Source organism: Nostoc sp., from assembly GCF_036919675.1.
Taxonomy (GTDB): domain Bacteria; phylum Cyanobacteriota; class Cyanobacteriia; order Cyanobacteriales; family Nostocaceae; genus Nostoc.
Window position 1 is genome coordinate 23,295 of the sequence record NZ_JBALCP010000118.1, and the last position, 23,424, is coordinate 46,718.

Genomic DNA, 23,424 nt, shown 5'->3' on the forward strand with positions numbered 1-23,424 from the left:
CATGGCGTAAATAAACCACCCATTCCAAATCAACAAAACCCTTACGCTGTATTCATTTTTAATTTTTAATTTTTAATTTTTAATTCCGCCTTGCGGTACTAGTTCCCAGTTTGGTGCTGCCTCAAACCAAGCCTTTGCAAATTATGCGGATGCAACGAATGAACTAATGACTCAGCACTATTAATGCTCCCAGTCAGAAGATTACTACAATACCATCACCTGTACGCCAATCTCCAATCAGATACTAAAAAAAAGCTGAAGTTTCTCTCAAGTATTATTTAACTTAATAAATTTTAATAAATATGGCTTCGACATCGTATCAGAATGTGTAAAGGCACAACGATGTAAAAACTTAAATCATCAAAAGTAATAAGGATTTAAAGTCTCTATGGACTCTCCTTGTTTACAAGGATGTAAACTTTTTTAACATCTGCTGAATACCCTTTTCATAAATAAAATTTAGTTAGTAACTGGGAGATAGTTTGAATGGCTTTTGGATTAGCATCACGATTAGGGGTCGCTCTGTCTGAAGATACCGATCCGATTGATCTGTGGCCAAGTCGCTCTAATGAGGAAGTTGAAACCTTAATTAGAACTGTCTACAAGCAAGTTATAGGCAATGCTTATGTAATGGAGAGTCAGCGGTAAGCCGTTCCTGAATCCCAACTCAAACGGGATGAAATCAGCGTCCGCAACTTTGTGCAAGTCGTTGCTAAATCTTAGATTTACCGGGTGCGGTTTTTTGAAACCACTGCTTCTTATCGGTTCATTGAACGTCTTCAGTGACTAATCCTCAGTGTTGATCATTCATCAAAAGTTAGCCAAAGCGATCGCTGATCTGGGGTTTGATCAATTCCGCCGTCAGTTGTCATATACGAACGATATTTAACGCACTTTCACAAACTAAAGTTTTACAGAAGCTAGTCAGGAGCAAAAATAACTGACAACTGATGCGAAATTCCACCTCTATAAGGGGTAGGATGCTCGGAAATTTCATTTAATTTACGTTTTTAAGGAGATACTTAAGTGTCACTTTGGGCTATTGATTCACCTAAGGTTGAGCTACGTCCGAACACCAGCGAAAGTGAATTAAAAATACTGATTCGGGCAGTTTACAAACAGGTTTTGGGCAATGCTCACTTGTTGGAAAGTGAGCGACTAGCCACTATAGAATCACAATTGCGCGATCGCAATATCAGCGTCCGCGAATTCGTCAACAGCGTTGCAAAATCAGAACTTTATCAATCCCTGTTTTTCAATTCTTCTTCCCAAAATCGGTTCATTGAACTGAACTTCAAACACTTGCTAGGCCGTGCTCCAGCCGATCAGGCAGAAATTTCTGAACACGTCCGCATCTACAACGAACAGGGCTACGATGCTGAAATCGAATCCTATATCGATAGCGAGGAGTATCAGCAAAATTTTGGCGAGAATATTGTTCCTTATCCTCGCAGCACTAGCTCCCAAATAGGGATTAAAAATGTTACCTTTAACCGCACCTTTACCTTATTGAGAGGAGTAGCTAGCAGCGATAGCGATCGCAAAGCCAAACTGATCAGCGATGTCGGTTCAAATTTACCCACATCCATCAAGGCTCCCGCTGCTGGTTCTAGTGTAAGCAGCACTAGCAAACGCTTCTTGATTAAAGCAGTCAAAGGTGCAGCTAAGATCCCTAGCCGTCTGGGCAAGCTCGAATATGTAGTTAACTACAACCAACTGTCTGGGCAAGTGCAAAACATTCATCGAACGGGCGGCAAAATCATCAGTATCACTGAAGTTGCTTAGATTTGTCTAAGTAGAGATGAAAAAGGGGCTGGGGGCTGAGGACTGGGGGGAATAACTCCTAACTCAGCACTCAGCACCCCTGAATGCGGTTGTGGTCAACGAGGCTAGCATATAGACTAGGAGAATAAGATTTTAGCCAAGATATCTCTTGGATTGTAAGCTACTTTTTAAGATCACTTTTTTAATGGAAATTACTGAATTCTTTGAACTTTCAATTGGACAATGGCGATCGCAGCGTAGCGGTCATCATTTAGCATTCGCCCACTTTGAACAAGTGCTGTCTACCATTGACATTGAGTCTCTATCCAGCAATGATCCGGCGGTGGTAGCAATCTGTCAATTGTATGACACTGACCCCGCCAGTATCACCCACCCCTTTCGGATGACTTGGGAGGGTGAGTCAGACTGGGACGATAAACCAATCTCTGGTAGTACTGTGCTAGTGCCAATTCCCAATGTCGAAAATCCTTCTAGAGGCAAACTCCTGCGGGATCAGGGATACGCCGAAACAATCCCAGCAGTAGCTAAATATCACTTGAGTGAAGATGGTATTTTTACCCTACTGACAGAGTATGAACTCGCTGCTGCTGAGGAGCGAATTTGGTTTGCTAACCCAAATCTCCGATTTCGAGTAGCGACGATTAAAACCAGTGATGGTAAAGGTGTGACTACAGCTTCCTTTTCTTCAGAGATTCGCTCTTTGTCAAATTCAACCAGTTAGCAAAAATCAGGTTAAAACATAAAAGGATACAAACTCCAAAATTTATTTATGGGGATTGTTAATTTTGAATTTTGAATACTTCGACAAGCTCAGTACAAGTTTTAAATTTTGAATTCGGAGCGAAGCGACGTGACGATAGCGCCCAGTGAATCTAGCAACAACGCTAGCGATTTGCTCACTTTAGCTTGTTGGATGGCAGGAGATTTTAGCAACTATAAGCAATCTTTTGCAAATCCGCAACTTTACGCCCACATTCGCATTTTTTTTCGTCCTTTACCGATTGAATTTTTTTCTGCAATCGGTTTTTATTCAGAACAAGTATATGACCACGATTTATGGACACCCTATCGCCAGGGAGTACATAGATTAGTGGATTGGGGCGATCGCATCTATATCGAAAATTACAGCTTGAAAGACCCTATGCTTTATGCAGGTGCTGCTCGTGAATTAGATATCCTCAAAACCATCACCCCAGAGAACATCGAACGGCGTCATCACTGTTCAATGGTTTTCCAGCGAAAAGGTGAAATGTTTCGAGGCAGTGTGGAACCGGGTAATCAATGTCTGATTAAGCGCAATGGATGCCAGACATATCTTGTCAGCGAAGTAGAAGTAACTGAGCGTACTTGGTTAAGTCTAGATAAAGGTATGGATATTGAAACCCACGAGCAAATATGGGGATCAACTGCTGGGCCATTGCGATTTGAAAAACGGGAAAGTTTTGCTGATGAATTACATGCGGTGAGCGCATTATGTTGATTCAGCTTGAATTTGTTAAAACCAACATGTTACCTCCACCAGCTGAAAAAAAAATGCGCTGCTGGATTCGCAGTCGCCACTTGATTTGTTCGGGTAACTTTTTTATATTCGAGACATTAGAATATACAACGATTGAAAGATTTTCTGAATGTGTAGCTTCTTTAGGAGGGACAGTAATATGCGTTGACCCGATTAATAAAATTTGGATGGGTGATCATCGCCAAGTTATTTTATATCAGGCAAAAGCCAGTTTACATACGCCTCATCACACTTTGAAACAATACTGGATAAAATACGGTGGTTTCTACACTAGATTTGATGAGCGTGTTTGAGAGTTACTATCTTGTGGAAATCCTTCTCACAGGTGTCTACACTCCAATTCAAAGTTAAGTTTTGAATTTTAAATACTCCCTAAGGGGGTTGACGGCTAATTGTTAATGTTTAATCGCTAATTGTTTATTATGATTAGCTGTTACTTATTAACAGTTAGCCGTCTAAGTTTGTAAGAAAATGTAACTAAAAAACTCCCCAAAACTTGATAAATTAATCCTGACTGTAAAGGGAATTAGCAAAGTTTAGTAGTTAGTGGTTAGTATTTATTGGTAAAACTAAGCACTAAAAACTAATAACTAACAACTAACAACCATTTAGTAGAGCATCGATTCAGTAATCAAAAACCTAATCCCCAGCCCCCTTATCTTTTAGGCTACCGTGTATTACCCCCCTTAATCCCCCCTTTACAAGGGGGGAGATCGTAAATCCGGTTCCCTCCCCTTAGAAAGGGGAGGATTAGGGTGGGGTAATAGGAGAGTCCAAATCCAGGTTCGTAAGATATTTCCGACTTGTGTGTACACTGTAGCCCTTTTAGGGGAGGGGTTCTTCCAGGATTACTGAATTGGTGTTCTAGCTCCCATTACCTTTAAAAATAGCCATTAGTCACTCCTACCCACACTAACGAAGTATGCAAATCTTTTTAGACGAAGAAACCAGACGCCGCCAATATCAAGCATTTCCCCAAACAGAACCCATTGAACTGTGGACTACTGCTTCAGTTGAAGACATTGAAATTGTAATTCGAGCAGTTTATCGGCAAGTGTTGGGTAATGCCTACATTATGGAAAGTGAGCGGCTCATCGTTCCAGAATCCCAACTCAAGCAAGGTATAATCGATGTCCGTGAGTTTGTGCGTCAAGTTGCCAAATCAGAGTTGTATCGCTCCAGATTTTTTGATAAAGTTTACCGCTACCGGGCGATTGAACTGAACTTCAAGCATTTGCTGGGGCGCGCTCCCGATGACTACTCCGAGACGAAACATCACAGCAACATTCTCGATGAGAAGGGTTTTGAGGCGGATATTGATTCTTATCTTGATAGCGACGAGTATCTAGATGCCTTTGGGGATAACATAGTGCCATATTACCGGGGTTATAAAACTCAAACGGGCAAAAAGATATTGGAATTTACCAATATGCTGCAACTGGTGCGGAGCAATTCTAGCAGTGACAAAAACCTAGCAACAAATAATGAACCTCAATTGGTGCGATCGCTAATTACCAACACTCCTTATGGTAGAGCCAAACCCACAGATGTTAGTGCAATACTTGCTGAAGTATTCAAGCGCAAGCCAGAAACTCCTGCTCCAGTTAATCCGTTTATTGCAGCTCAGACGGCAGCTGAACAAGGCTTGCGGCAAAAGATTAAAGAGCAAGAAAGCCAGATTGCAACTTTGCAACAACAACTAGCAGACTTAAGACCGTTTGCCAGCATTGGGACAACAAAATTCAGTAGTAGTTCGCAGTCTTCCAGTTCCGTAACCAGCACAGGCGAATATACATCTTTGCAACAGCAAGCTGACGCGCAAGCAAAACAGATTGCAGGTTTGCAAGAGCAAATTGCTGATGCTCGACGGTATGCCACAATTGGAGAAGCCCGGTTGAATAAGTGGCGCAGTCGCGTTTTTAATGGTTAATTTTTCTACTGTTTAGTTTTGTAGGGTGCGTTACGCCAAAGGCTAACGCACCGCTTTTGCAAAAGTTAAAAATGTGGCGTAGTTTACCGCCGTAGGCATCGCCTGAGATAATTCTAAAAAGTCCGATCGCTTCAGCAAAACTGAGAAACTTTTTCAGTGATCGCATCAGATGATTTGAGAAAGTGCGATCGGGTAGCGTCTCCTCTGGAGAATCGCCGGCCCTTTGCTAACCATTTATATGATGTCCATTGGAGTAATCATAATATCCGTATTACCCCACCCCGCGAAAGCTGCGCTTTTGCTCCCCTCCCCTTGGCCTACCGTGTATACACAAGTCAAATTACCCCCCTTAATCCCCCCTTTCTAAGGGGGGAAACAGGAATCTAGTACGCCACGGCGTAAATAGAGCAACCATTTAAAATCCCTAAAGAGCTTATTCCATAATACTTTTGACTTTTGACTTTTGACTTCCGCCTTGCGGTACTAGTTCCCTCCCATTAGAAAGGGGGGAAACAGGAATCTAGTTCCCTCCCATTAGAAAGGGGAGGGTTAGGGTGGGGTAAAACTGACGCGAAAAACCAGGTGAGTAAACTATTTCAGACTTGTGTATACACCGTAGACCCTTGGCAAGGTGAGGGATTGGGGGTGGGGTGCTTTTATTACAGGCAATTTAACCGACATCATATTATTTAATATCATCGCAAAGATGCTTGTCGCTCTCACTCACATTCGAGTTATTCTGCAAATAATCATGCAGCCAATTGCAACCCCGCACCAACAATTGGTTTAAATTCTCCACAGGCCACAATCGCGCTGTCTTGTCAGATGATGCCGTGGCGATGGTTTTGCCGTCCGGGCTGAAACTCACACTATAGACTGTGCCTTGATGCCCTTTTAATTTTTGCAGCAGTTGCCCTTGCAGGTTCCACAACCGCGCTATCTTGTCATCGGATGCCGTGGCGATGGTTTTGCCGTCCGGGCTGAAACTCACACTTCTTACCCAGTCTTGATGCCCTTGGAACTGGTTACGTTCTTTAATATTATTGAGAATCGTATCCAAAGCATAAATCGGGCTGATAGCGGGATATTTTTCTAGAGGACGACCATCTTTTACCAGATTTTTTAATTCTTTACCACTCTGCATTGCTGACACTAGCGATTCTAACTGCGTATACTCAAACTGTTTTAAGGCACTAACTCCCGCCCGTTCTAGGTTTGTTCCTTGTTGTGCTTCTTTTTGTGCTGTCTCTGCTTTAGTCAGGGCTACTTGTGCTTGACTCAAAATAGTTTGAGCCTGTTTAGCTTTAGATTCTGCTTTTTGTTGTTGTCTATTAGCCAGTTGTACTTTCTCTTGAATAGTTTTATTCCTTTCTTCTACCTGATTCAATTCTGTTTTAGCACTGAACAGATTTTGGTTAGCCTTTTGAGTTTGTCCTTGTGCTGCCTTAAATTTCAGTTCTGCGGCTTGCTGATTTCTCTGCGCTGCTTGAGACTTTTGCTCTGCATCTTTCTTTTTAGCTTCTAATTCGTGCGCTTTATTCTGTATTTCTACCTGTTTCTGTTGCGTAGCTTGCAAACTTTGAGTTGCTTGATTGTAATTTGCTTCAGCCGTTCTCACTTTATTTTCTGCTTGTTGCTTTTTCTCCTCAGCATTCTTAGCAAATTGAATTTGATTCAACGAATATAAAGATGATATACCTGCCAATAATAATAGACACACTGCTAAACCAGAACTTATCGCTAACCGCTTGCGTCCCTCTTGAATTTGCTGGTCAGCTTTGCGTTGAGCATCAACTAATATCTGCCTTGCCTCTTGTTCGCGCTTCAATTCCTCTTCAGTTAGCTTCTGTTGTTCCCGAACTTTTTCTAATTCTGCTAACAACTCACTTCCCTGTTGTTGGCGAATAAACGACACGAGATAATCATGTACCAATTGATAACGGTCAGCAGGCGATTCTGGTAACAGCAATACTAACCTAGATGCCACAAAAATCTCTAAAACCAAATCTAGTTTATCAACTTCTGCTGGCAAATCTGCGGCTAACTCAGCACGAGTCTTCAGTGGACGAGTTCCGTTTTCATCTGTGAGTAGATATAAAACCAGTCGAGCAACTTGTTCATTCTCCGCACCACAATCTTGGATGACTTCTTCTAAAAATCGCTCAACCAGTTTTTCTTTAGTGCCAAACTGACGATACTTTTCTAAAGTTGTAATTTTCTCAGTTTGCAGTTGCGTCCCCACAATTTGTAACTCAATCGGGCGTACTTCCCCCAACTCACCTGCTAAATCTCGGACTAATTCATCAATCAGTGCAGACTCTAAATAAAATTGAGAGCGTGCTGTTAAACTCCGCACAACTGCTCTAGCATCTGCGAGCGAAAAATTACCCAAATAATAGCGAATATTTTTATCGAGAATATTATTATTAATTGCACTTAACTTAAATAAACGTTCTAAGTCTAATAAATAATGTAAATAATCTTCTCGCAAAGACAGAATCACTTTCAAAAAAGGAATATCTAGACAAACTCTCAAAAACTCATAAAATGCTCGTCGTTGACTTTGGTCAGTATAAACAAAGAAAAACTCCTCAAACTGGTCAAACATTAAAACCGTTAACAAATTCCGGTCAGCATTCTTTCGGAACTCTCCTAAAATAGCTATTGGTGAATCCAGATTCACAGATAATTGATTACCTCTGACTTCCTCAAAAGCCTTAGCTAAACTCTGCCCCAACATTCCCACCCAATCTGTATATACTCGTAACAGAATAGGTAAAGCATCTCGCTCACCAATTGCTTCCTGTCGCAGCGCCGGAATTAATCCACCCTGCAAAATTGAACTTTTCCCCACTCCTGACTGACCATGAATTACAGTCAATTTATGCTCAGTCCCGCCAATTCTTTCTCGCAACCGCTTCACATCTTCTCCCCGACCAGAAGCAGCAATTTCTTGAGCAATTGTGTCAGAATTTTCTACTTGCAACTGTGCAGAATTAATTGCCTGTCGCTGTGGGTTAAGATAAGATGCACCAACAAAGGCGCGGAAACCATACTGTTGTTCAATTTGTAATTGCTCTTGTTTAATATAAAAAGCTTTGAGATATTCACCTTGCCCAAAGTAGAGCAAGCATAATCTCTTTAATATAGATATATATAATTGTGGGTTGTACTGATGATTACTTTCAACTTTTGCAGTTTCTAAATTATTAATTGCTGCTTCAAATTGACCTAAACCCTGTTGCGACTTAGCTAAAATAAATCGATATAAGCCAAATTCCTCTGATTTAATATTAGGAAGATCAGCTAATATTTGCAATGCTTGCCCTGCCAGTTGATTAGCTTCATCCCAGCGTGACTGCTCTAAGGCTACCTCTGCCAAAAAACCATAATCTTTAGCTAATTGCAAGGGTGTGCCATAATTTTGATGTAGCGGTAGAGATTTTTCAACAAGGATTTGTAATTCTGGCCATGCTTGCAAACCTCGCAGCACTTCACCCAGTTTAGTAATATGTTTTGCGACTAAATCTGAACGTCGTGCTTGCTCAAAAATATCAATAGCTTGCTGAAGGTAATTTTTAGACTCTTGCCAATATCGTTTCTTTTCTGTCTGATTTTTTTTGGCTTGGCGGTTATACGCTAAAGCAATATTAACGAGTAATATACCTTGTCGTTCTAAATGATTACTTTGTCGCCAGAACCCCAAACTTTGTTGGTAATGTGCTAAAGCAGAATCTATCTGGTCATGTAGATAATCATTCAAACCAAGCACAAACTCTAAACTTGCTTGAAGTGCTGCTTCTAGTATTTCTCCTCGATTTTGCAAATCTTGACGAGCGGTTTTTAGTTCCCGGCACATTTGGGGATTAGGCTTTACATCATCAGTAAAGATTTCATCAGTTTTTTGCTGGAGAAACTTGACTAACTCGTCAGTAGGGTTTTGAAATTCAATGATAGTTGCCCAATTCTCTAAATCAGTTGCTAATCGAAGAAATTGTTGCAGAACTGAATCATTAACCCACAACAATATCGGAAACGGGAAATTCTTTCTAAATTCCTCCCGCACTTGGTTAGCAGAAGTCAAAACTGTGCCAACATCTTTAACCGACTCCAAACCAAAAATCATCAATGCAGGTGGCTGTTCATCTCCCAGTTGTTCGCGTATATTTGTGTAAAGCGTTTTGACTGATGCAGGTAAGGTAATTTCGTGAATGTGTACAGGAGATAATTGGTGCAGACGTTGCACCATGCGCTGACGTAAAGCAGCATAGTTACAGCGCAGCAAAATCAGCGAAAATTCTCCTTGAGAAAGGGTAATTGTTCGCACCAGAGTTTGCAATGAACTCTCATTGTCAAAGGCTAAATTTTCTGGCTCTTGCTGATTACTCATAACATAGATAATTTACCTTATACTAGCTGTTTGTCTGATTACATCATGCAAGTAGGGGGCGGTGGGCAAGAGAATGATTTCTGCTAATTTTAAAAAGCTGTAGTTGTGAAAATTACGACTGATACCGCTCCCGTCATCCCTGATGTGACTCCCGTCATCCCTGATGTGACTCCCGTCATCCCTGATGTGACTCCCGTCATCCCTGATGTGACTCCCATCATCCCTGATGTGACTCCCGTCATCCCTGATGTGACTCCCGTCATCCCTGATGTGACTCCCGTCATCCCTGATGTGACTCCCGTCATCCCTGATATGACTCCCGTCGTCCCTGATATTGCTCCCGTCACGACTGAGATGGTTCTCTCGTTCCCAGCCTCTGGCTGGGAATGCCTACTGTGAGGCTCTGCCTCGTTTATTAACGGCAGAGCCGCAATGAATGAGGTGCATTTCCAGGTTCTACCTGGAAACGAGAGTGTTTCTTCTTGTGTTTTAGCTGAAGTTGACGCCAATGACATCTGTACGCCCCTACAGCCGATTCATAACCTAAATTCCTTCGCTTCAACCAAAATCGGATTCATATCAAACCACGAACCATCCTCATTCCGGTATTCAAATACAAACATACTGCGGAGCAAAAGTTCGTATCTTTCATGACCTCTCAAGCTTTTCTTTTGGGCCACCTCACGCAGTACTTCCCATTCATCGGGCGTAATTGCCAAAGTTAACTCATTGCGGCGTTGTTTAATTACCCTATCTACGCACTCCCGCGACAGGGGTGGGTCTTCTTGCTGAAGACAGCGAAACAATAACATTAGCAAATTACGCAAATGACCGCCGCTAACTCGGCAAAGTCGCTCTAAAGTATCAGGACTATCAAAAACCTCAGTAATTAAATTCCGACTTTGTTCCCAACTAACACCAGGAAAAGCCCTCGTCATAACCATCTGTTGCAGCAGCATGATTCCTTGTGAGAATTGCGAACCATCTCGTAGTTGCACGGGAACCATTGGCAAAACCTTCCGGTCTACCCCAAAGCGATTTGTTAACCTTCCTAAAGCGTTGGAAAAAATCAACACTAGGGGAATGGTATAAACAACATGACAATTTAGCTGATTTAACTGTTCACCGCGTTCAACAAAGAGATATTCTGGCTGGTAATAACCCGAAGGCTTTAAAGAATTATCCACTCGGTCGAGATTATCTATAATTACGACCAGTCCTTTTTTACCTTGCTGCTTGAGGTTTTCTCTAGCAGGCTTGAGCAATTCTTTGTTAATTGATTCTAAAATGCCATTGGTACGCGGTTCTAAATATTGTCGCAACTGACCGCGAAGTTTGGGACTATCTTTAGTTTTGGCAGTAATCTTGGCAATACCTACAGATAACTGAGCCTCCACTCCAATATCTAGCGGCGTTTGCAAAAACTCAGAAATTTCCGTAAACAGATTTTTAAAGTATCCTGGTTTGAGGTTAATTTTTATTGCCTCTAGACTTTGACTCACCTCGCGAGCTACTGCCAGTAAAATATCTGTAACATCAATATCAGCCATATCCAGGCTTTGGCTAGACTCGAAATAAACCACATGAAATCCCTGCTGCTCTAACTCTGCCTTTAGCCGCAGTAATTCAGTGGATTTGCCACAGCCGATATGTCCGGTAAATAATTGGCAAGTGGGCTGCTCAGGTGAAAGGCGGGTAATAGTTCGCCCAAGTTCTTCAATAATCTTGGCACCACGCACTTTAGAGAAATCAATATAATACTGTCTATCTTCCGGTTTACTCACAACCAGAGTCTTACTGGGGTTGCAAGCTTGAAAAAACCTGACTAAATCTAGTTTCATCACAAATAACCTGAAATTAGGCTGATACTCTTGCCCATTTCAGTGATTATACAGACGACAAAGCCGCTATTTCGGAAAAAACCTTTCAAAACGACTGATTAAGGACTTCCAATAAGGGATTTCCAACAAATAAATTATCTAATCTTGTCAGGTGAGCATTTTGCCCACCTTTGGCTAAGGACAGGCGAGACGCAATTGATGTCAACTTCAAGTGAAAGCCAGTCTCTAACGAGCTTTTATAGATTATCTCGTTCCCAGTCAGAGACTGGGAATGCCTAATAAGAGGCTCCGCCTCGTTTATTAGCGGCAGCATCCCAATGATGAGCATTTCCAGCCAGAGGCTGGAAACGAGGTTTTGGCTTAGGTGATTTCTGATGAAAAAAATACCTATGTTAACCAGTTTCGACTTACCTCGGCTCTGCCCTTCGACGCCGCTCAGGCTAAACTCGGCACGAGTCGCTCAACTCTCGATCACTCAGTTGGTTGAGCGAAGTCGAAACCAACGGCTATGGTAAATTTATTACTAGAATTCACCTTAAGTCTACAATTCCAACTTCTCACCCCGAATCGAATAATCCAACAACTCCATCGGGTGAATAACTGAAATCTTCTTACCCTGCAACTGCAAATGCTTCGTAATTTGCAAAGTACACCCCGGATTAGCAGAAGCAATTAAATCAGCACCAGTATTCAACAAATTCTGCACTTTTTGCTGACCCAATTCTTCAGAGACTTCCGGTTGCAGCATATTATAAACCCCAGCGCTGCCACAACATAAAGCCGCGTCTATTGGTTCTCTCAACTTCACCCCTGGAATTTGTCGCAATACCTGACGTGGTTGCACGCTAATTTTTTGTCCATGCAATAAATGACAAGCATCTTGATAAACTAAATTCAAGGGTTTATCAGTTAGTGGCGAAAGTTTCACTGTTAACCCAACTGTTGCTAAAAACTCTTGAGCATCTTTAACCTTAGCCGCAAAATCCTTCGCCTTTTCCCGATATTCGAGGTCATCTTCTAAAATGTGACCGTATTCCTTTAAAGTATGACCGCAACCAGCAGCATTGATAATCACAAAATCTACATCAGTGTTGGCAAAACTATCAATCATCTGCCTTGCTAAAGCTTTCGCCTGTTCTGTTTGTCCTTGGTGTTCGGGAAGCGCTGCACAACAACCTTGAGACCTAGGAATCACAACTTCACAACCATTCGCTGTTAAAACCCGCACTGTTGCTTCATTCACTGGAGAGAAAAACAGCCGTTGCACGCAACCCAAAATCACCCCAACTCGGTAGCGCTTCTCACCTTGGGCGTGGATGACAGTAGGCAAATTATTTTGAAAAGATTTGAGAGTAATTTCTGGCAGAATTGATTCCATTGCTCCCAAACGGGGCGATATTTTCTTGAGTAAACCTGTAGCGCGAAAGAATTTAGCAAAACCCAATTTCTGATAAACCAACAACGGAACTAGTAAAATCCGTAAAAGGTTGGGATAGGGAAACAAAGAAAATATCAGTTGACGAATAAATTGGTCTGGCAAACTGCGGGGATAATTGCGTTCAACTTGGTGACGAGTTGCAGAAATTAACTTGTCATACTGCACACCAGAAGGACAAGTACTCACACAAGCAAGACATCCCAAACAAGAATCAAAATGTTCTACAGTTGCCGTATTTAAAGCAATCTCACCCTGATTAATCGCATCCATTAAATAGATGCGTCCTCTAGGAGAATCCATCTCCTTCCCAAGCACCCGATAACTCGGACAAGTGGAGAGACAAAATCCACAATGTACACAACTATCAATTAACTTCGGATCAGGCGGATGACTCTCATCAAACCCCTTCAAATTCTTTAAACTAGCCGTCTTATTAATAGAATCTTCAGAAACTTGCATAATTATTTTTCTCCCCTCTCTATCTCAGCGCTCTCAGCGTCTCTGCGGTTAGTTCCTTAAATCCCACCCACAAACCGACCAGGACTTAAAATATTCTTACTATCAAACTGTTCTTTAATCTGGCGCATCAGCAGCAAAGCATTCTCCGTATAGCCCCAAACATCTATTTGTTCTTTAACCGCCACTGGTGCTTCCAGAATTGTTAAAAAACCTCTATGAGCTTGAGTGCGATCGCGCACTTTCAAAACCTGATTTTTACTCTCTAATTGTAACAAACCTAAACCACTACCAATGTGAATTAAACCTAACTCTACCTGAGTCAAAATCTCCACGGCAGCAGTAGGTAATACTCCTATTTTGCAGGTAATTACAGATTCTGTGGCAGCATAATGTATTCGTTCTTGCAATCTCTGCCATAGACTAGCCTCATCACCATCTACATAAATTGCCCCATCTAAGCCCAACTTTTGCCCTACTTCCAAAACTCGGTTTGACTGTTCCTTAACACTCTCACTAATACTTTGAAAGCGAGCTATTAATCCCAGTCCTTTACCCAAACCTAAGCTGGACACCAGTTTAGTTGATAGCAAATCAGCTTGGACTGGTGTTAACGCCGAACCTCGAAGGATATCAGCTGCTTGGGATACAGCCTCCGCTGTACCAGTTAGTACCACCGTCCCTGATGCCTCTGCAAGCGGATACACGCGAAAAGTTAGTTGACTAATAAAGCCTAATGTGCCATACGACCCACTAAACAACTTCATCAAGTCATATCCGGCAACATTTTTAACTACTCTTCCCCCAGCTTTGGCGACTTGTCCATCAGCACGGACAAAGGTAATACCTAGTAACTGGTCGCGCACACTACCATAACGTTGCCGCAGAGAACCTGTATCACCTGTAGCAACAATACCGCCAATGGTTGCTAACTCTGGTGCTGTGGGGTCAAGGGCAAGAAATTGCCGCGACTTTGCCAAAAGCGCTTGGAGATCAGAGAATTTCATCCCAGCTTCTACCGTGACTGTCAAATCACCAACAGCGTGTTCAATCAGTTGGTTGAGCCGCTCTGTACTGACTACAATATCAATACCCTTGACTAAACCACCCCAGTTGAGTTTACTACTATTACCACAGGGGAGGACGCGCCAGTTGTTACTGTGAGCTGTGGCAATGACTGCTGCTAGCTGTTGTTGGCTGCGGGGATAGACGATACAACTGGGAGGATTTCCAGAAGCTATAGCCTGTTGGATACGTTTTTGCTGACCTAGTTCGATCTTTTCCCAAAGGCAAACAGCATTTTCTTCGCCGACGATAGATGCAAAATAAGAAGCGTAGACGCCTTGTGGCTTGTCGTTAGACATCGCTTTGATTCAGTATTATTTTTTCCGCCCTACATCTAATTTACTGGCTAACCTGACTAAAAAAGCGCATTGCTATTAATACATGGTGGCTAATTCAGTTGCTAGTTCTGTTTCCATAGGTCTTTTTTATCGGTAGTTGGAAGTTTAATCTCTCAGGTTGATGACTTTTGTCAGGGTAGCATTGGAAACAAACGCCCCCAATATTCTTTGGGTGCAGCGATTCCCCATAATCCAAGTGTATTGGGTTATGGCTAAAATTCTGTTATCAAAGTCAATTTTTTAACGTAGACGCAAAGCGGCTTCCCGCAGGGTACCGCCGAGACGCAGAGAGAAGAAAGAAATGCTTAACCTAAGCGTATTGCCTCATAAACCACTAGTAGATTTCACCTCTTCGTAGGGTAGACGCCGCTGCTGGTGGCGTTCTGAATCTCTTTTCACAAATTCAGCTGGCAGTTTTTTAGCGATCGCGATCGCTTCAGCATCACTACTAATCACATGTGCTTTTTGCTCAGGATAAATTACTGTTGTCATAGATGAGCGGGAAACAAATATAGGGATTCTTCTGATGTCTTCACTTAGAGATTCCCCGTATTTGTAGAGTTGTACCACCAAGTCAAAATTCATTATGCAGCTTACGCTCATCCTTCAGCTACAGATTGCTTTATTTGTTGCATTCCTCTTGCTGGTTATATGCATTATCAAGATTTGGCTTCAGAGGAAAGCTTTGGAACAGTACCGAAAATCCACAGAACTATTTAAGCAGTCTGTAAACGGCTACCAAGAATCTGTAGAGCTTTTCAGACAAGCTATAAATGAGTATGAATTCCTACTTAAGGAACATGGGATAGATACATCAAAACCAAAAGCTAAAGTTCCTCAGCAATCAATATCACCACCACCTTTGCAATTCAAAGTAACTCAGGAGGAAATAGACATCAACAACAAATATCTGCACAGTGAATTAATTGCTCTAACCAACAACGTAAAGACAGCTAATCAATTACTGGTAAAACAGCGCCAATTGTACCCAGGTAAATCTGAGAACTGGCTTTTAAAACAAGTTATTAGTGATTTGAAGCTCAAAAAACCACAGGAACAACTACGTTCAAAAACACTACAAACAGAAGTTTCTCTATCTCCACCCTCAGATACGCCATTACCGGATCTCAAAAAAATCAAGAGACAGCCTAGTAAACCAAAACGAGTATCCAAGAATAATCCATCGTATAAAGAACTTCTTAATTTAATCAGTGGCAATGAAGAAATTGCCAATCGGTTGATTACACATCAGCAACAATTAAACCCAGATAAATTAGAGAACTGGATTTTGGAAAAAGTTGTTGGCGACATCAAACGTGATCGGCGTGTTTAACAAACCTAAGCGATCGCCCGCGATCAAATCTCTAGTTAGCAAAATGAAGCACTTGAGATTTATCAAGACTAAAGTGCTGACTACAAACTTTAATTTCTTTACACCTAGTACGCCACGGCGTAAATAGAGCAACCATTTAAAATCCCTAAAAAGGCCATTCCATAATACTTTTGACTTTTGACTTTTGACTTTTGACTTCCGCCTTGCGGTACTAGCTACTTAGCATTTTCAAAATTTTAAGCCAGAACGACTGCTGGTTGCTGCCAGCGTCCTACCGCCTTACCAATCACTGATAATTCTTGCATCAAGTTATCGAAACGGTCTGGTGTCAGAGATTGGGGCCCATCAGATAAGGCTTTGGCAGGGTTGGGGTGAACCTCTATCATCAGGGAATCAGTGCCAGCTGCGATCGCAGCCATTGCCATTGAAGGCACAAACTCAGACCAACCTACGCCGTGGCTAGGGTCAATCATAATTGGCAGGTGAGTCAGCTTTCGCAACACTGGCACTACCGATAAATCCAGCGTATTTCGCGTATACTGGCGGTCAAAGGTGCGTATTCCCCTTTCACACAAAATTACATTCGGATTGCCAGATGCCAAAACATACTCGGCTGCCATCAACCAATCTTCAATAGTAGCTGCCATTCCCCGCTTCAAGAGAACTGGTTTCGCCTGCGCTCCCACTTTTTTGAGCAAAGAGAAATTCTGCATATTTCTTGCCCCCACCTGGATCACATCAGCAATTTCGGCAATTTTATCCAGATCAGCGGCATCCATCACTTCTGTAATAATACCTAGTCCACTGATTTCCCGTGCCTTCGCCAACAAATCCAAAGCACTCTCACCATGTCCTTGGAAGGCATAGGGTGAAGTCCGGGGTTTGTATGCCCCGCCGCGCAAAAACTTGGCTCCAGCCGTCTTGACGCGCCGTGCTGTTTCCACAATCATTTCTTCATTTTCTACGGAGCAGGGGCCGGCAACGACTACCAAGGGGTGGTGTTCACCAAATACCACTGCTCCATTAGGAGTATTGACTACCACTTCTGAAGCTTCGTCGTTACGGTACTGGCGACTTGCTCGTTTGTAAGGCTGCTCTACTCGCAACACCTGCTCAATCCAGGGGCTAACTTCTTGAATTTGTAGTGGATCTAAGTTGGCGGTTTCACCTACTAAACCAATAACTACTTTGTGTTGACCAACAATTTTTTCTGGAGTTAGCCCCCAGCTAGTTAGTTCCTGATCAATGCGGTTTATTTCCGCCTCTGGGGAACCACTTTTCATTACTATAATCATGTAAAACTTCCTAATTAATTGAGTAGATTTTTCTTTAAATGGGCTAACTTTATTGTTGCCTATTGCCCTAATTACGAATATTTAAAAATAAAATTTATTTACAAAATATACCGCTCAGTCAGTAGGTTGACGCTCAGTCAGTGATTTTACTGTTAAATAACAGGATATGGAGTATAAAAATTATTACATAATTTTAATTAGTAATGTTGAAGTTATAAAATTTCAACTTCAACATTCACTTCTTTATTTACCCAATATCGTAGTTATCTAATCCCTGAGCGCCGTTCATTATGAGTTTTTTTGCCGAGTTTCGCGCCAAGCTCCCACCATTCGTCCCCAATTGGTGTTGAACTCACCCAAACCCAGCAGACTTCCGACTCTTTCTTCATCCCAAGAGGCAGAGAGAACGCCATAAGTTATCCCTAAGACCCCCAAACCAAATAATCCCATATTTACCAATAACACGGCGATGGGAGCTAGTTGGATGTGGGAGTAGATAGCAAGCAGATAACTGACAACCAGGGTGGTAATACCTAAAGCTGTTGGTACACCACAGAACACAGCTATCCGTCGGATCATCCGCTGGCTGACTACTTGGGGAATAGCCATCTCTTGTTTGGTGTAAGACCGTTTTCTATCAGCTTGTTTGCCAGATTCCTCTGGCTGTGCTACCGATTTACTTTGAGTTTTTGCGGGTTTTTGGCGCTTTTTGTTTGGTTCAAAGGGCAAGCGGCTGCGTTCAGATTCTTCAGCAGACATAAGCGGTAGTCCCTATCCACGAATACCGAGGCGAGCAATCAAAGCTTGATACTTTTCTCGGCTTTCCTGCGATATATAGGCTAGAAGACGCTTGCGCTGACCAATTAGCTTCAACAGTCCCCGCCGGGAAGAATGGTCTTTTTTATTTGCCTGGAGATGTTCGCTGAGGCGGTTGATGCGCTCAGTTAGCATGGCAACTTGGACATCGGCTGAACCAGTGTCGGTTTCGTGAACTTGGTAGTTGGAAATTATTTCTTGTTTCCGCAGTTGCGTCAGAGCCATGATCGATTCAATTTCTAGTTTTTCTAAATGTATGTAGCAGTCTCCCATAATATCACAGCCCTCAAGCTGGATGTGGAATCATCTTTGCTGCTACACCTTGCACTGTAAAATACTAAGTAAGTCAGATGGTGGTCGAGGCGGTAAGTATAATCTATAACCAATTGTATTTGCAGATGCGATCGCTTCACAAAGCAATACCTGCGGCAATCCTACTATTGCGATTTTCACAGGAATTTATGGGCGTGATTACAAAAGTTGATATAAGAGGCGATCGCCTACTTTTTAATGAACACCGAGCCGGAACATTACTAAATCTTTGCCAACGAGTGTTGCAAGTAGAGTCAGCTGGAGAGCGAACCTTTGCAATTAATCACTATTAAAATGATCCTATTCTCTAAGTAGGTAGGTGCGAATTAACCTAACTATGTAACAAAATGTAAAAGTGTCAAAGTCCTTGTGATTGCTTAGTTGCAAACTACACAATTTCGATGTTTGGATACTGCGGACTAGCGATCGCGTAATAAAAACAAAGTCAAGCAGAGTAAACTAGAACCTACACCTACTATTTGGCTGGCTACTGCTAAACAAATATCTTGGCTGTATAGCTTGGCAAGTCAGTGATTAAACCATCTTTCCCAACTTCCACTTCTCGCTTGAGGAACCAATCTTGCCAATACTCAGCAGTTGGGAAGTCTGGAATTTGATATCTAGTTAAATTCTGGTCAGAAAAATTAGCCACGACAACGACATAAGAATTCTGCTCATCCCAGCGGGTATAAGCCAGCACTTTATGGTCGGCATTTTCGTAGAAAAACTCGATATTGTCACTTTGCAAAGCGAGATTCTGCTTGCGTAGAGCAATGAGTTTTTGATAATACTCAAATAAATCACGATTCTGGTCCCCTGACAACAAAGACCAATTAATCTTCTGTGGCTTAGTCACATCTTCGCTTTTTAGCTGGTATTCGCCAAACTCTTCTCCCATCCAGAGCATTGGTATACCCATCGCTGTCATTAAGAGAACAGCTGCTAACTTCGCTCGCTTAAATGCGTCTGCGTCAAAGATACCGCGATCGCCTAATTCTCGCAATAGACGTTCGCGATCGTGGGTTGCCAAATAATTTATCACATTGGTAGCGATCGCATAACCCTGCTGCTTGGGATCTAAAATTTGTTTTAGTTGTTCTATTTCAAATGTTTCTCCACAAATATATGGAACTATAAAGTACCGAAAACTCTCATGCCAACAACCATCTAATGGCCCATCTGGCTTGACTATAGTTTTTGTATCGGGAATATGTTCAGCAATATTATAAAACTGCTTGGGTGCAGCATGGTTTTTCCCTTGCTGTGCCAACCAGTCGAGAAATTCAAAGTTAGCCAATTGGCGCACTGCATCAAAACGAATTCCATCAATGTGATACTCCTGAATGAAAAATTGCACTACATCCCCAACATATTTCCATGCAGGTTTAACATTTAATTTTTTATCATAATTATCATAATTCAACTCTGGCCCCCAGTAATTATCTGGGTCTTCAGGATAATGCATGTGTTCGTAATACCAGTAATTCCGGTCAATTAGCATTAACGGGCATTCTTCATCGGTGTGGTTATAAATTCCATCCATAAAAACGCGAATGCCTCTAGCATGACACTCATCTATTAATCGTTTTAAATCTTCTGTTGAACCGTAACTAGATTCTGTAGCAAAGAAGTGGCGGACTTTATAGCCCCAGCTATAATTACCCGGATACTCATTAACTGGCATTAATTCAATTGCATTAACTCCCAATTCAACCAGATAATCTAACTTGGCAATTATCCCTAAATATTTGCCTCGTTTGTCAAGCCCAACCTCATCACCAGTATAATCTGCAACGTGCATTTCATATATGACTAATTCCCGATTGTCTGGCAACGGTTTTTCGTCATATTGCCAGATATAAGTATCAATAATGCGTTGCCCATTTTTAATCTGTACCATGCTAAATTTTTCTGTTTCATTAACATCTGTTGCATTCGGGTCAATAACATCTACCCATTCATCAAGTGCAAAATTTGGGCTTTTGCTTTGAACACGAAATTTATATTGATAAATGCCGTCTTCCAGTTTTACTTGAGTGCGGAAATAACCATCTTCACTTTTTTCCATTGGGATTTCTTTCCACTCAGAAAAAGACCCAATTAAAGCTGCTCTTTTGTTACGAGGAGCAAACAATGTAAATTCAATTAAACTTGCCATTTCCTTTGTTTTAAATATATCTTCTCGGAAGTAGTCCGTGTCACCAGGTATGAGAATAGAAACTTACCCTCTCCCTGAGACATTCCGAGATTTTAGTTCCTTCCGAATGACCATACATCTATCTTTAGTTAGTCTTGCTTAAAAAGAAATATTGGACTTTTAAATTTACTTTGCTGTGAATTTTTTATAAGATAGAAGACTTATTTTCTGTCGCTTCAATAAATGCCTCAAACTGACCATTAGGTGTCCATTGAATAGCCCCATCTCGTCCTGTAAAAAATAGTTTAGTTTGGGTTTGGTTAAGTTCAGATAAAGCTTTTAGATCAAAGTTACCAGAAGAAGCGATCGCTACTTCTGGTTTCAGAGCAATAACTAAATCTTTTAATGACTGAGGGGCACACCACAGCACTTGTGGATGAGGCAAACTTCCATTTTTAACTAGTTTTTGTACCTCTTTAGACTTGATATTACCTACTAATAACCAATTCTGATCTAAAATTTGCAATCGTAATATGGGTAATTGCTCGTTGATTAATTGTGCCACTATTGAACCAGTTTCCACAGCTTGACCAACTACCAGCGGTTGATAAGCTCCCTGATACTTTTGTAATTCTTGTTGAATTGCCTGAGTTGCAAGAGAATTTTCTGGCTTAGGGGAATATTCATAAAATTTTTTGATTGGTAAACGTTGTAGTAATTCCAACCAAGCATTACTTTCATTGCCTTGGAAATCAGTTGCGATCGCCCAATTGATTTGATTTATACCCTGCTGTTGTAAAAAGGGTAGGATTGTGAAACGTCCAGTCCCTTCATCGCCACTATTAATTACAGTTACATTACCTCGATCTTGAACAACTACAATTGGTTCTGTACCAGATTCTAATACCGTTATCCGAAACAATGTATTTGTAGAATGCCAAAGGGGGATAAATACTAAAGCAATCGCAATCACATTCGCAAACCACCACCGTCGCTGCCACCAAGGCACTAGCCAAACTAATATAATCAATACATAAATCGCCAGAAGCTGCCAAGTAGATATACTGCCTACAGCAACAGAATTTCCTGGCAACTTGCTAAAAAATTCCACTAGTTTAATTAGCCAATCAGTAGGATAATGCAACATTCCAGCCAGAAAGCTTCCTGCCTCAGTCCAAATTAAAGCTACTAAGGCACTGATGATTCCACCTATACTAATGATCGAAATTAAAGGAGTACTAACCACATTTAGCAACAAACTATAAGATGGTACAACTCCAAATACAAAAAGTTGTACAGGTAAAGTCCAAAGAGTTGCAGCTAGGGGAACGGCAATCAAAGCAGCGATCGCAGGTGGTAGCCATGCTAGGCGGTTGACTAATGCAGGTACTGTTACGACTAATCCCAGTGTTGCTAAAAAACTCAATTGAAAGCCTAAATCCCAAATCCATAGAGGATTAAACACTAATAACAGAGTTGCTGCTAATAGTAATGATCCCAACTGTTTTACCTTTCTTTTTAATAGCAGACCAATTAATGCCGCAAAACCCATAATTACGGCTCTGAGTACCGCAGGTTGAAAACCTGTTAAACTCAGAAAAATGATTAAAGCCAAAAAGCCAAGGGTAAATTGTGTTGCTTTTTTTGCCCGCCTAGTTAACTGTAATATCACACTCAAAATCAAGGAAGTTTGGAACCCGGAGGCTGCTAAAGCATGAGCTAATCCTGCTTGTACAAATAAGTCGCGGATATCGTAGGGTAAATCTACAGCTTTGCTGCCTAAAACCATTGCACTCACAAGAGGCCCTTCCGGGATACCCAACCAACGAACTTGCGATCGCACAATTCGCTCCCGAATTTGCCACCATCCCCATTTACGTTCCTGATCCAAAACATTTATTTGTCGCCCAATCAAACCAGCAAACGTTCCTTCTTGCTTGAGAAACTTCTGAAAGTCGAAACCACCAGGATTGGAAGCCGCCTTTGGTTTGTACAAAATTCCAGTCACAGCAATCTGTTGACTAGGGTATAACCCAGTAGCCTGAAGTATAGGCACTGTCACATACAATTTGCCCGTTACCCCTTTTGGGAAACCTGCTGAACCTTTTTCATTTTTGACTTCATCTAACTGAGTCGCTTCCAGCCAAAATTGTCCTCGCTGACTGCGAGTCAAGCGGGGATTACTCGCCACTTGGCCACGAACAATCACAAGTTGTTCTTGATTACTGCTGTTTCCAGGCGGGACGAACTGACTAATATCTTTTGCACCCGGTTGCGGCACTCGCCATTGAAAATATAGAGTTGCCAATAATCCCACTAAGCCAGCTGCTAGCCATATTCGAGCATGGGGAGTAGTTTGCCAAGTGTTAAGCACTGCCTTATTTTTGCTTCCAGCATTTTCTGGTTTCTGAGCAAGTTGCTGTGAACTGGTGCGTCTTCTAAAAAGAATTGCTCCCACTATCCCCAGAACCAAAATCCACACACCACCCCAAGGAACTGCTGTAAACAGCAACCCAAAAATGTAGCCAAGACAAATAATTACACCACTGGTTTGAATCATAAGATTTTTTGTAAAAGCACCTGACAACCCGAACTTGATATAACTTAAAAATAGCTAGGGTAGCAATAGAGAAAAATCGGCGTTGCTGAATTTGGCTATGAAATTCAAAAATCAAATATTCCAAACTCTTAATTATCTGCGCCTGAAGCGCCTACCGAAGTTTGAGCGGCTTTCGCCGCTCAAACTTCGATAAGCGTGTTCGTTTCATC

The 23,424-nt window shown here is 41.8% G+C and carries 20 protein-coding genes; 9 read left to right on the forward strand and 11 right to left on the reverse strand.

All coding sequences use genetic code 11. From position 1 onward, the window contains the following. Window positions 1-486: 486 nt before the first annotated feature. The 6 genes from V7K49_RS26445 (at window position 487) to V7K49_RS26470 (ending at window position 5,234) form a co-directional block, all read left to right on the forward strand. Window positions 487-648 (forward strand): hypothetical protein, encoded by a 162-nt coding sequence (locus V7K49_RS26445; protein WP_335208263.1) that lies wholly within the window; start codon window positions 487-489, stop codon window positions 646-648. Window positions 649-1,026: 378 nt separating this feature from the next. Further along, window positions 1,027-1,785 carry a phycobilisome rod-core linker polypeptide gene (locus V7K49_RS26450; protein WP_335208264.1) on the forward strand — a complete coding sequence of 253 codons (759 nt, stop codon included), beginning with the start codon at window positions 1,027-1,029 and terminating at the stop codon, window positions 1,783-1,785. Window positions 1,786-1,969: 184 nt separating this feature from the next. After that, window positions 1,970-2,506 carry a phycobiliprotein lyase gene (locus V7K49_RS26455; protein ID WP_335208265.1) on the forward strand — a complete coding sequence of 179 codons (537 nt, stop codon included), beginning with the start codon at window positions 1,970-1,972 and terminating at the stop codon, window positions 2,504-2,506. 129 nt (window positions 2,507-2,635) lie between these two features. Then, a complete protein-coding gene (locus tag V7K49_RS26460; protein ID WP_335208267.1) occupies window positions 2,636-3,265 on the forward strand; it encodes a chromophore lyase CpcT/CpeT in 630 nt (209 codons plus the stop codon). Then, window positions 3,259-3,597, forward strand: coding sequence for a CpeR family transcriptional regulator (locus V7K49_RS26465; RefSeq protein WP_335208269.1), 339 nt, complete (start codon window positions 3,259-3,261; stop codon window positions 3,595-3,597). The genes V7K49_RS26460 and V7K49_RS26465 overlap by 7 nt, the downstream gene beginning before the upstream one ends. Before the next feature lie 629 nt (window positions 3,598-4,226). Then, window positions 4,227-5,234 (forward strand): phycobilisome rod-core linker polypeptide, encoded by a 1,008-nt coding sequence (locus V7K49_RS26470; protein ID WP_335208271.1) that lies wholly within the window; start codon window positions 4,227-4,229, stop codon window positions 5,232-5,234. Here V7K49_RS26470 and V7K49_RS26475 read toward each other — a convergent pair. Then, on the reverse strand, window positions 5,224-5,400 hold the full coding sequence (locus V7K49_RS26475) for a hypothetical protein (RefSeq protein WP_335208273.1): 177 nt from the start codon (window positions 5,398-5,400) through the stop codon (window positions 5,224-5,226). The two genes, V7K49_RS26470 and V7K49_RS26475, sit on opposite strands and share 11 nt — an antisense overlap. A 519-nt stretch (window positions 5,401-5,919) precedes the next feature. Further along, entirely contained in the window at window positions 5,920-9,624 is a 3,705-nt protein-coding gene (locus V7K49_RS26480; RefSeq protein WP_335208275.1) for an nSTAND1 domain-containing NTPase, read from the reverse strand. A gap of 105 nt (window positions 9,625-9,729) precedes the next feature. On the opposite strand from V7K49_RS26480, the gene V7K49_RS26485 reads away from it, so the two are divergent. Further along, entirely contained in the window at window positions 9,730-10,023 is a 294-nt protein-coding gene (locus tag V7K49_RS26485; protein WP_335208277.1) for a hypothetical protein, read from the forward strand. Between the two features lie 137 nt (window positions 10,024-10,160). Here the strand turns inward: V7K49_RS26485 and V7K49_RS26490 are convergent, their stop codons facing one another. From V7K49_RS26490 to V7K49_RS26505, 4 genes are all read right to left on the reverse strand, one after another. Beyond that, window positions 10,161-11,465: a P-loop NTPase fold protein gene (locus tag V7K49_RS26490; protein WP_335208278.1), complete on the reverse strand. Its 1,305-nt coding sequence runs from the start codon at window positions 11,463-11,465 to the stop codon at window positions 10,161-10,163. 541 nt (window positions 11,466-12,006) lie between these two features. After that, window positions 12,007-13,362: a (Fe-S)-binding protein gene (locus tag V7K49_RS26495; RefSeq protein ID WP_335208279.1), complete on the reverse strand. Its 1,356-nt coding sequence runs from the start codon at window positions 13,360-13,362 to the stop codon at window positions 12,007-12,009. Window positions 13,363-13,418: 56 nt separating this feature from the next. After that, a complete protein-coding gene (locus V7K49_RS26500) occupies window positions 13,419-14,723 on the reverse strand; it encodes an FAD-binding oxidoreductase (RefSeq protein WP_335208280.1) in 1,305 nt (434 codons plus the stop codon). Between the two features lie 363 nt (window positions 14,724-15,086). Then, window positions 15,087-15,254 (reverse strand): hypothetical protein, encoded by a 168-nt coding sequence (locus V7K49_RS26505; RefSeq protein WP_335208281.1) that lies wholly within the window; start codon window positions 15,252-15,254, stop codon window positions 15,087-15,089. Window positions 15,255-15,348: 94 nt separating this feature from the next. Here V7K49_RS26505 and V7K49_RS26510 point away from each other — a divergent pair, with 94 nt between their 5' ends. Further along, a complete protein-coding gene (locus V7K49_RS26510) occupies window positions 15,349-16,095 on the forward strand; it encodes a hypothetical protein (protein WP_335208283.1) in 747 nt (248 codons plus the stop codon). Between the two features lie 236 nt (window positions 16,096-16,331). Here V7K49_RS26510 and aroF read toward each other — a convergent pair whose 3' ends face one another. The 3 genes from aroF to rpsO form a co-directional block, all read right to left on the reverse strand. Next, entirely contained in the window at window positions 16,332-17,390 is a 1,059-nt protein-coding gene (gene aroF / locus V7K49_RS26515) for a 3-deoxy-7-phosphoheptulonate synthase (protein ID WP_335208285.1), read from the reverse strand. A gap of 288 nt (window positions 17,391-17,678) precedes the next feature. Then, window positions 17,679-18,149 carry a PAM68 family protein gene (locus tag V7K49_RS26520; protein WP_335208286.1) on the reverse strand — a complete coding sequence of 157 codons (471 nt, stop codon included), beginning with the start codon at window positions 18,147-18,149 and terminating at the stop codon, window positions 17,679-17,681. 12 nt (window positions 18,150-18,161) lie between these two features. After that, window positions 18,162-18,431 carry a 30S ribosomal protein S15 gene (rpsO, locus tag V7K49_RS26525; RefSeq protein ID WP_041565894.1) on the reverse strand — a complete coding sequence of 90 codons (270 nt, stop codon included), beginning with the start codon at window positions 18,429-18,431 and terminating at the stop codon, window positions 18,162-18,164. A 125-nt stretch (window positions 18,432-18,556) separates the two neighbouring features. Between rpsO and V7K49_RS26530 the strand changes: the two genes are divergently transcribed. Further along, window positions 18,557-18,811 carry a hypothetical protein gene (locus V7K49_RS26530; RefSeq protein WP_335208287.1) on the forward strand — a complete coding sequence of 85 codons (255 nt, stop codon included), beginning with the start codon at window positions 18,557-18,559 and terminating at the stop codon, window positions 18,809-18,811. Window positions 18,812-19,011: 200 nt separating this feature from the next. Here the strand turns inward: V7K49_RS26530 and V7K49_RS26535 are convergent, their stop codons facing one another. After that, window positions 19,012-20,676 (reverse strand): alpha-amylase family glycosyl hydrolase, encoded by a 1,665-nt coding sequence (locus V7K49_RS26535; protein WP_335208289.1) that lies wholly within the window; start codon window positions 20,674-20,676, stop codon window positions 19,012-19,014. Window positions 20,677-20,860: 184 nt separating this feature from the next. Continuing rightward, window positions 20,861-23,215: a ComEC/Rec2 family competence protein gene (locus tag V7K49_RS26540; RefSeq protein ID WP_335208290.1), complete on the reverse strand. Its 2,355-nt coding sequence runs from the start codon at window positions 23,213-23,215 to the stop codon at window positions 20,861-20,863. Window positions 23,216-23,424: the final 209 nt, after the last annotated feature.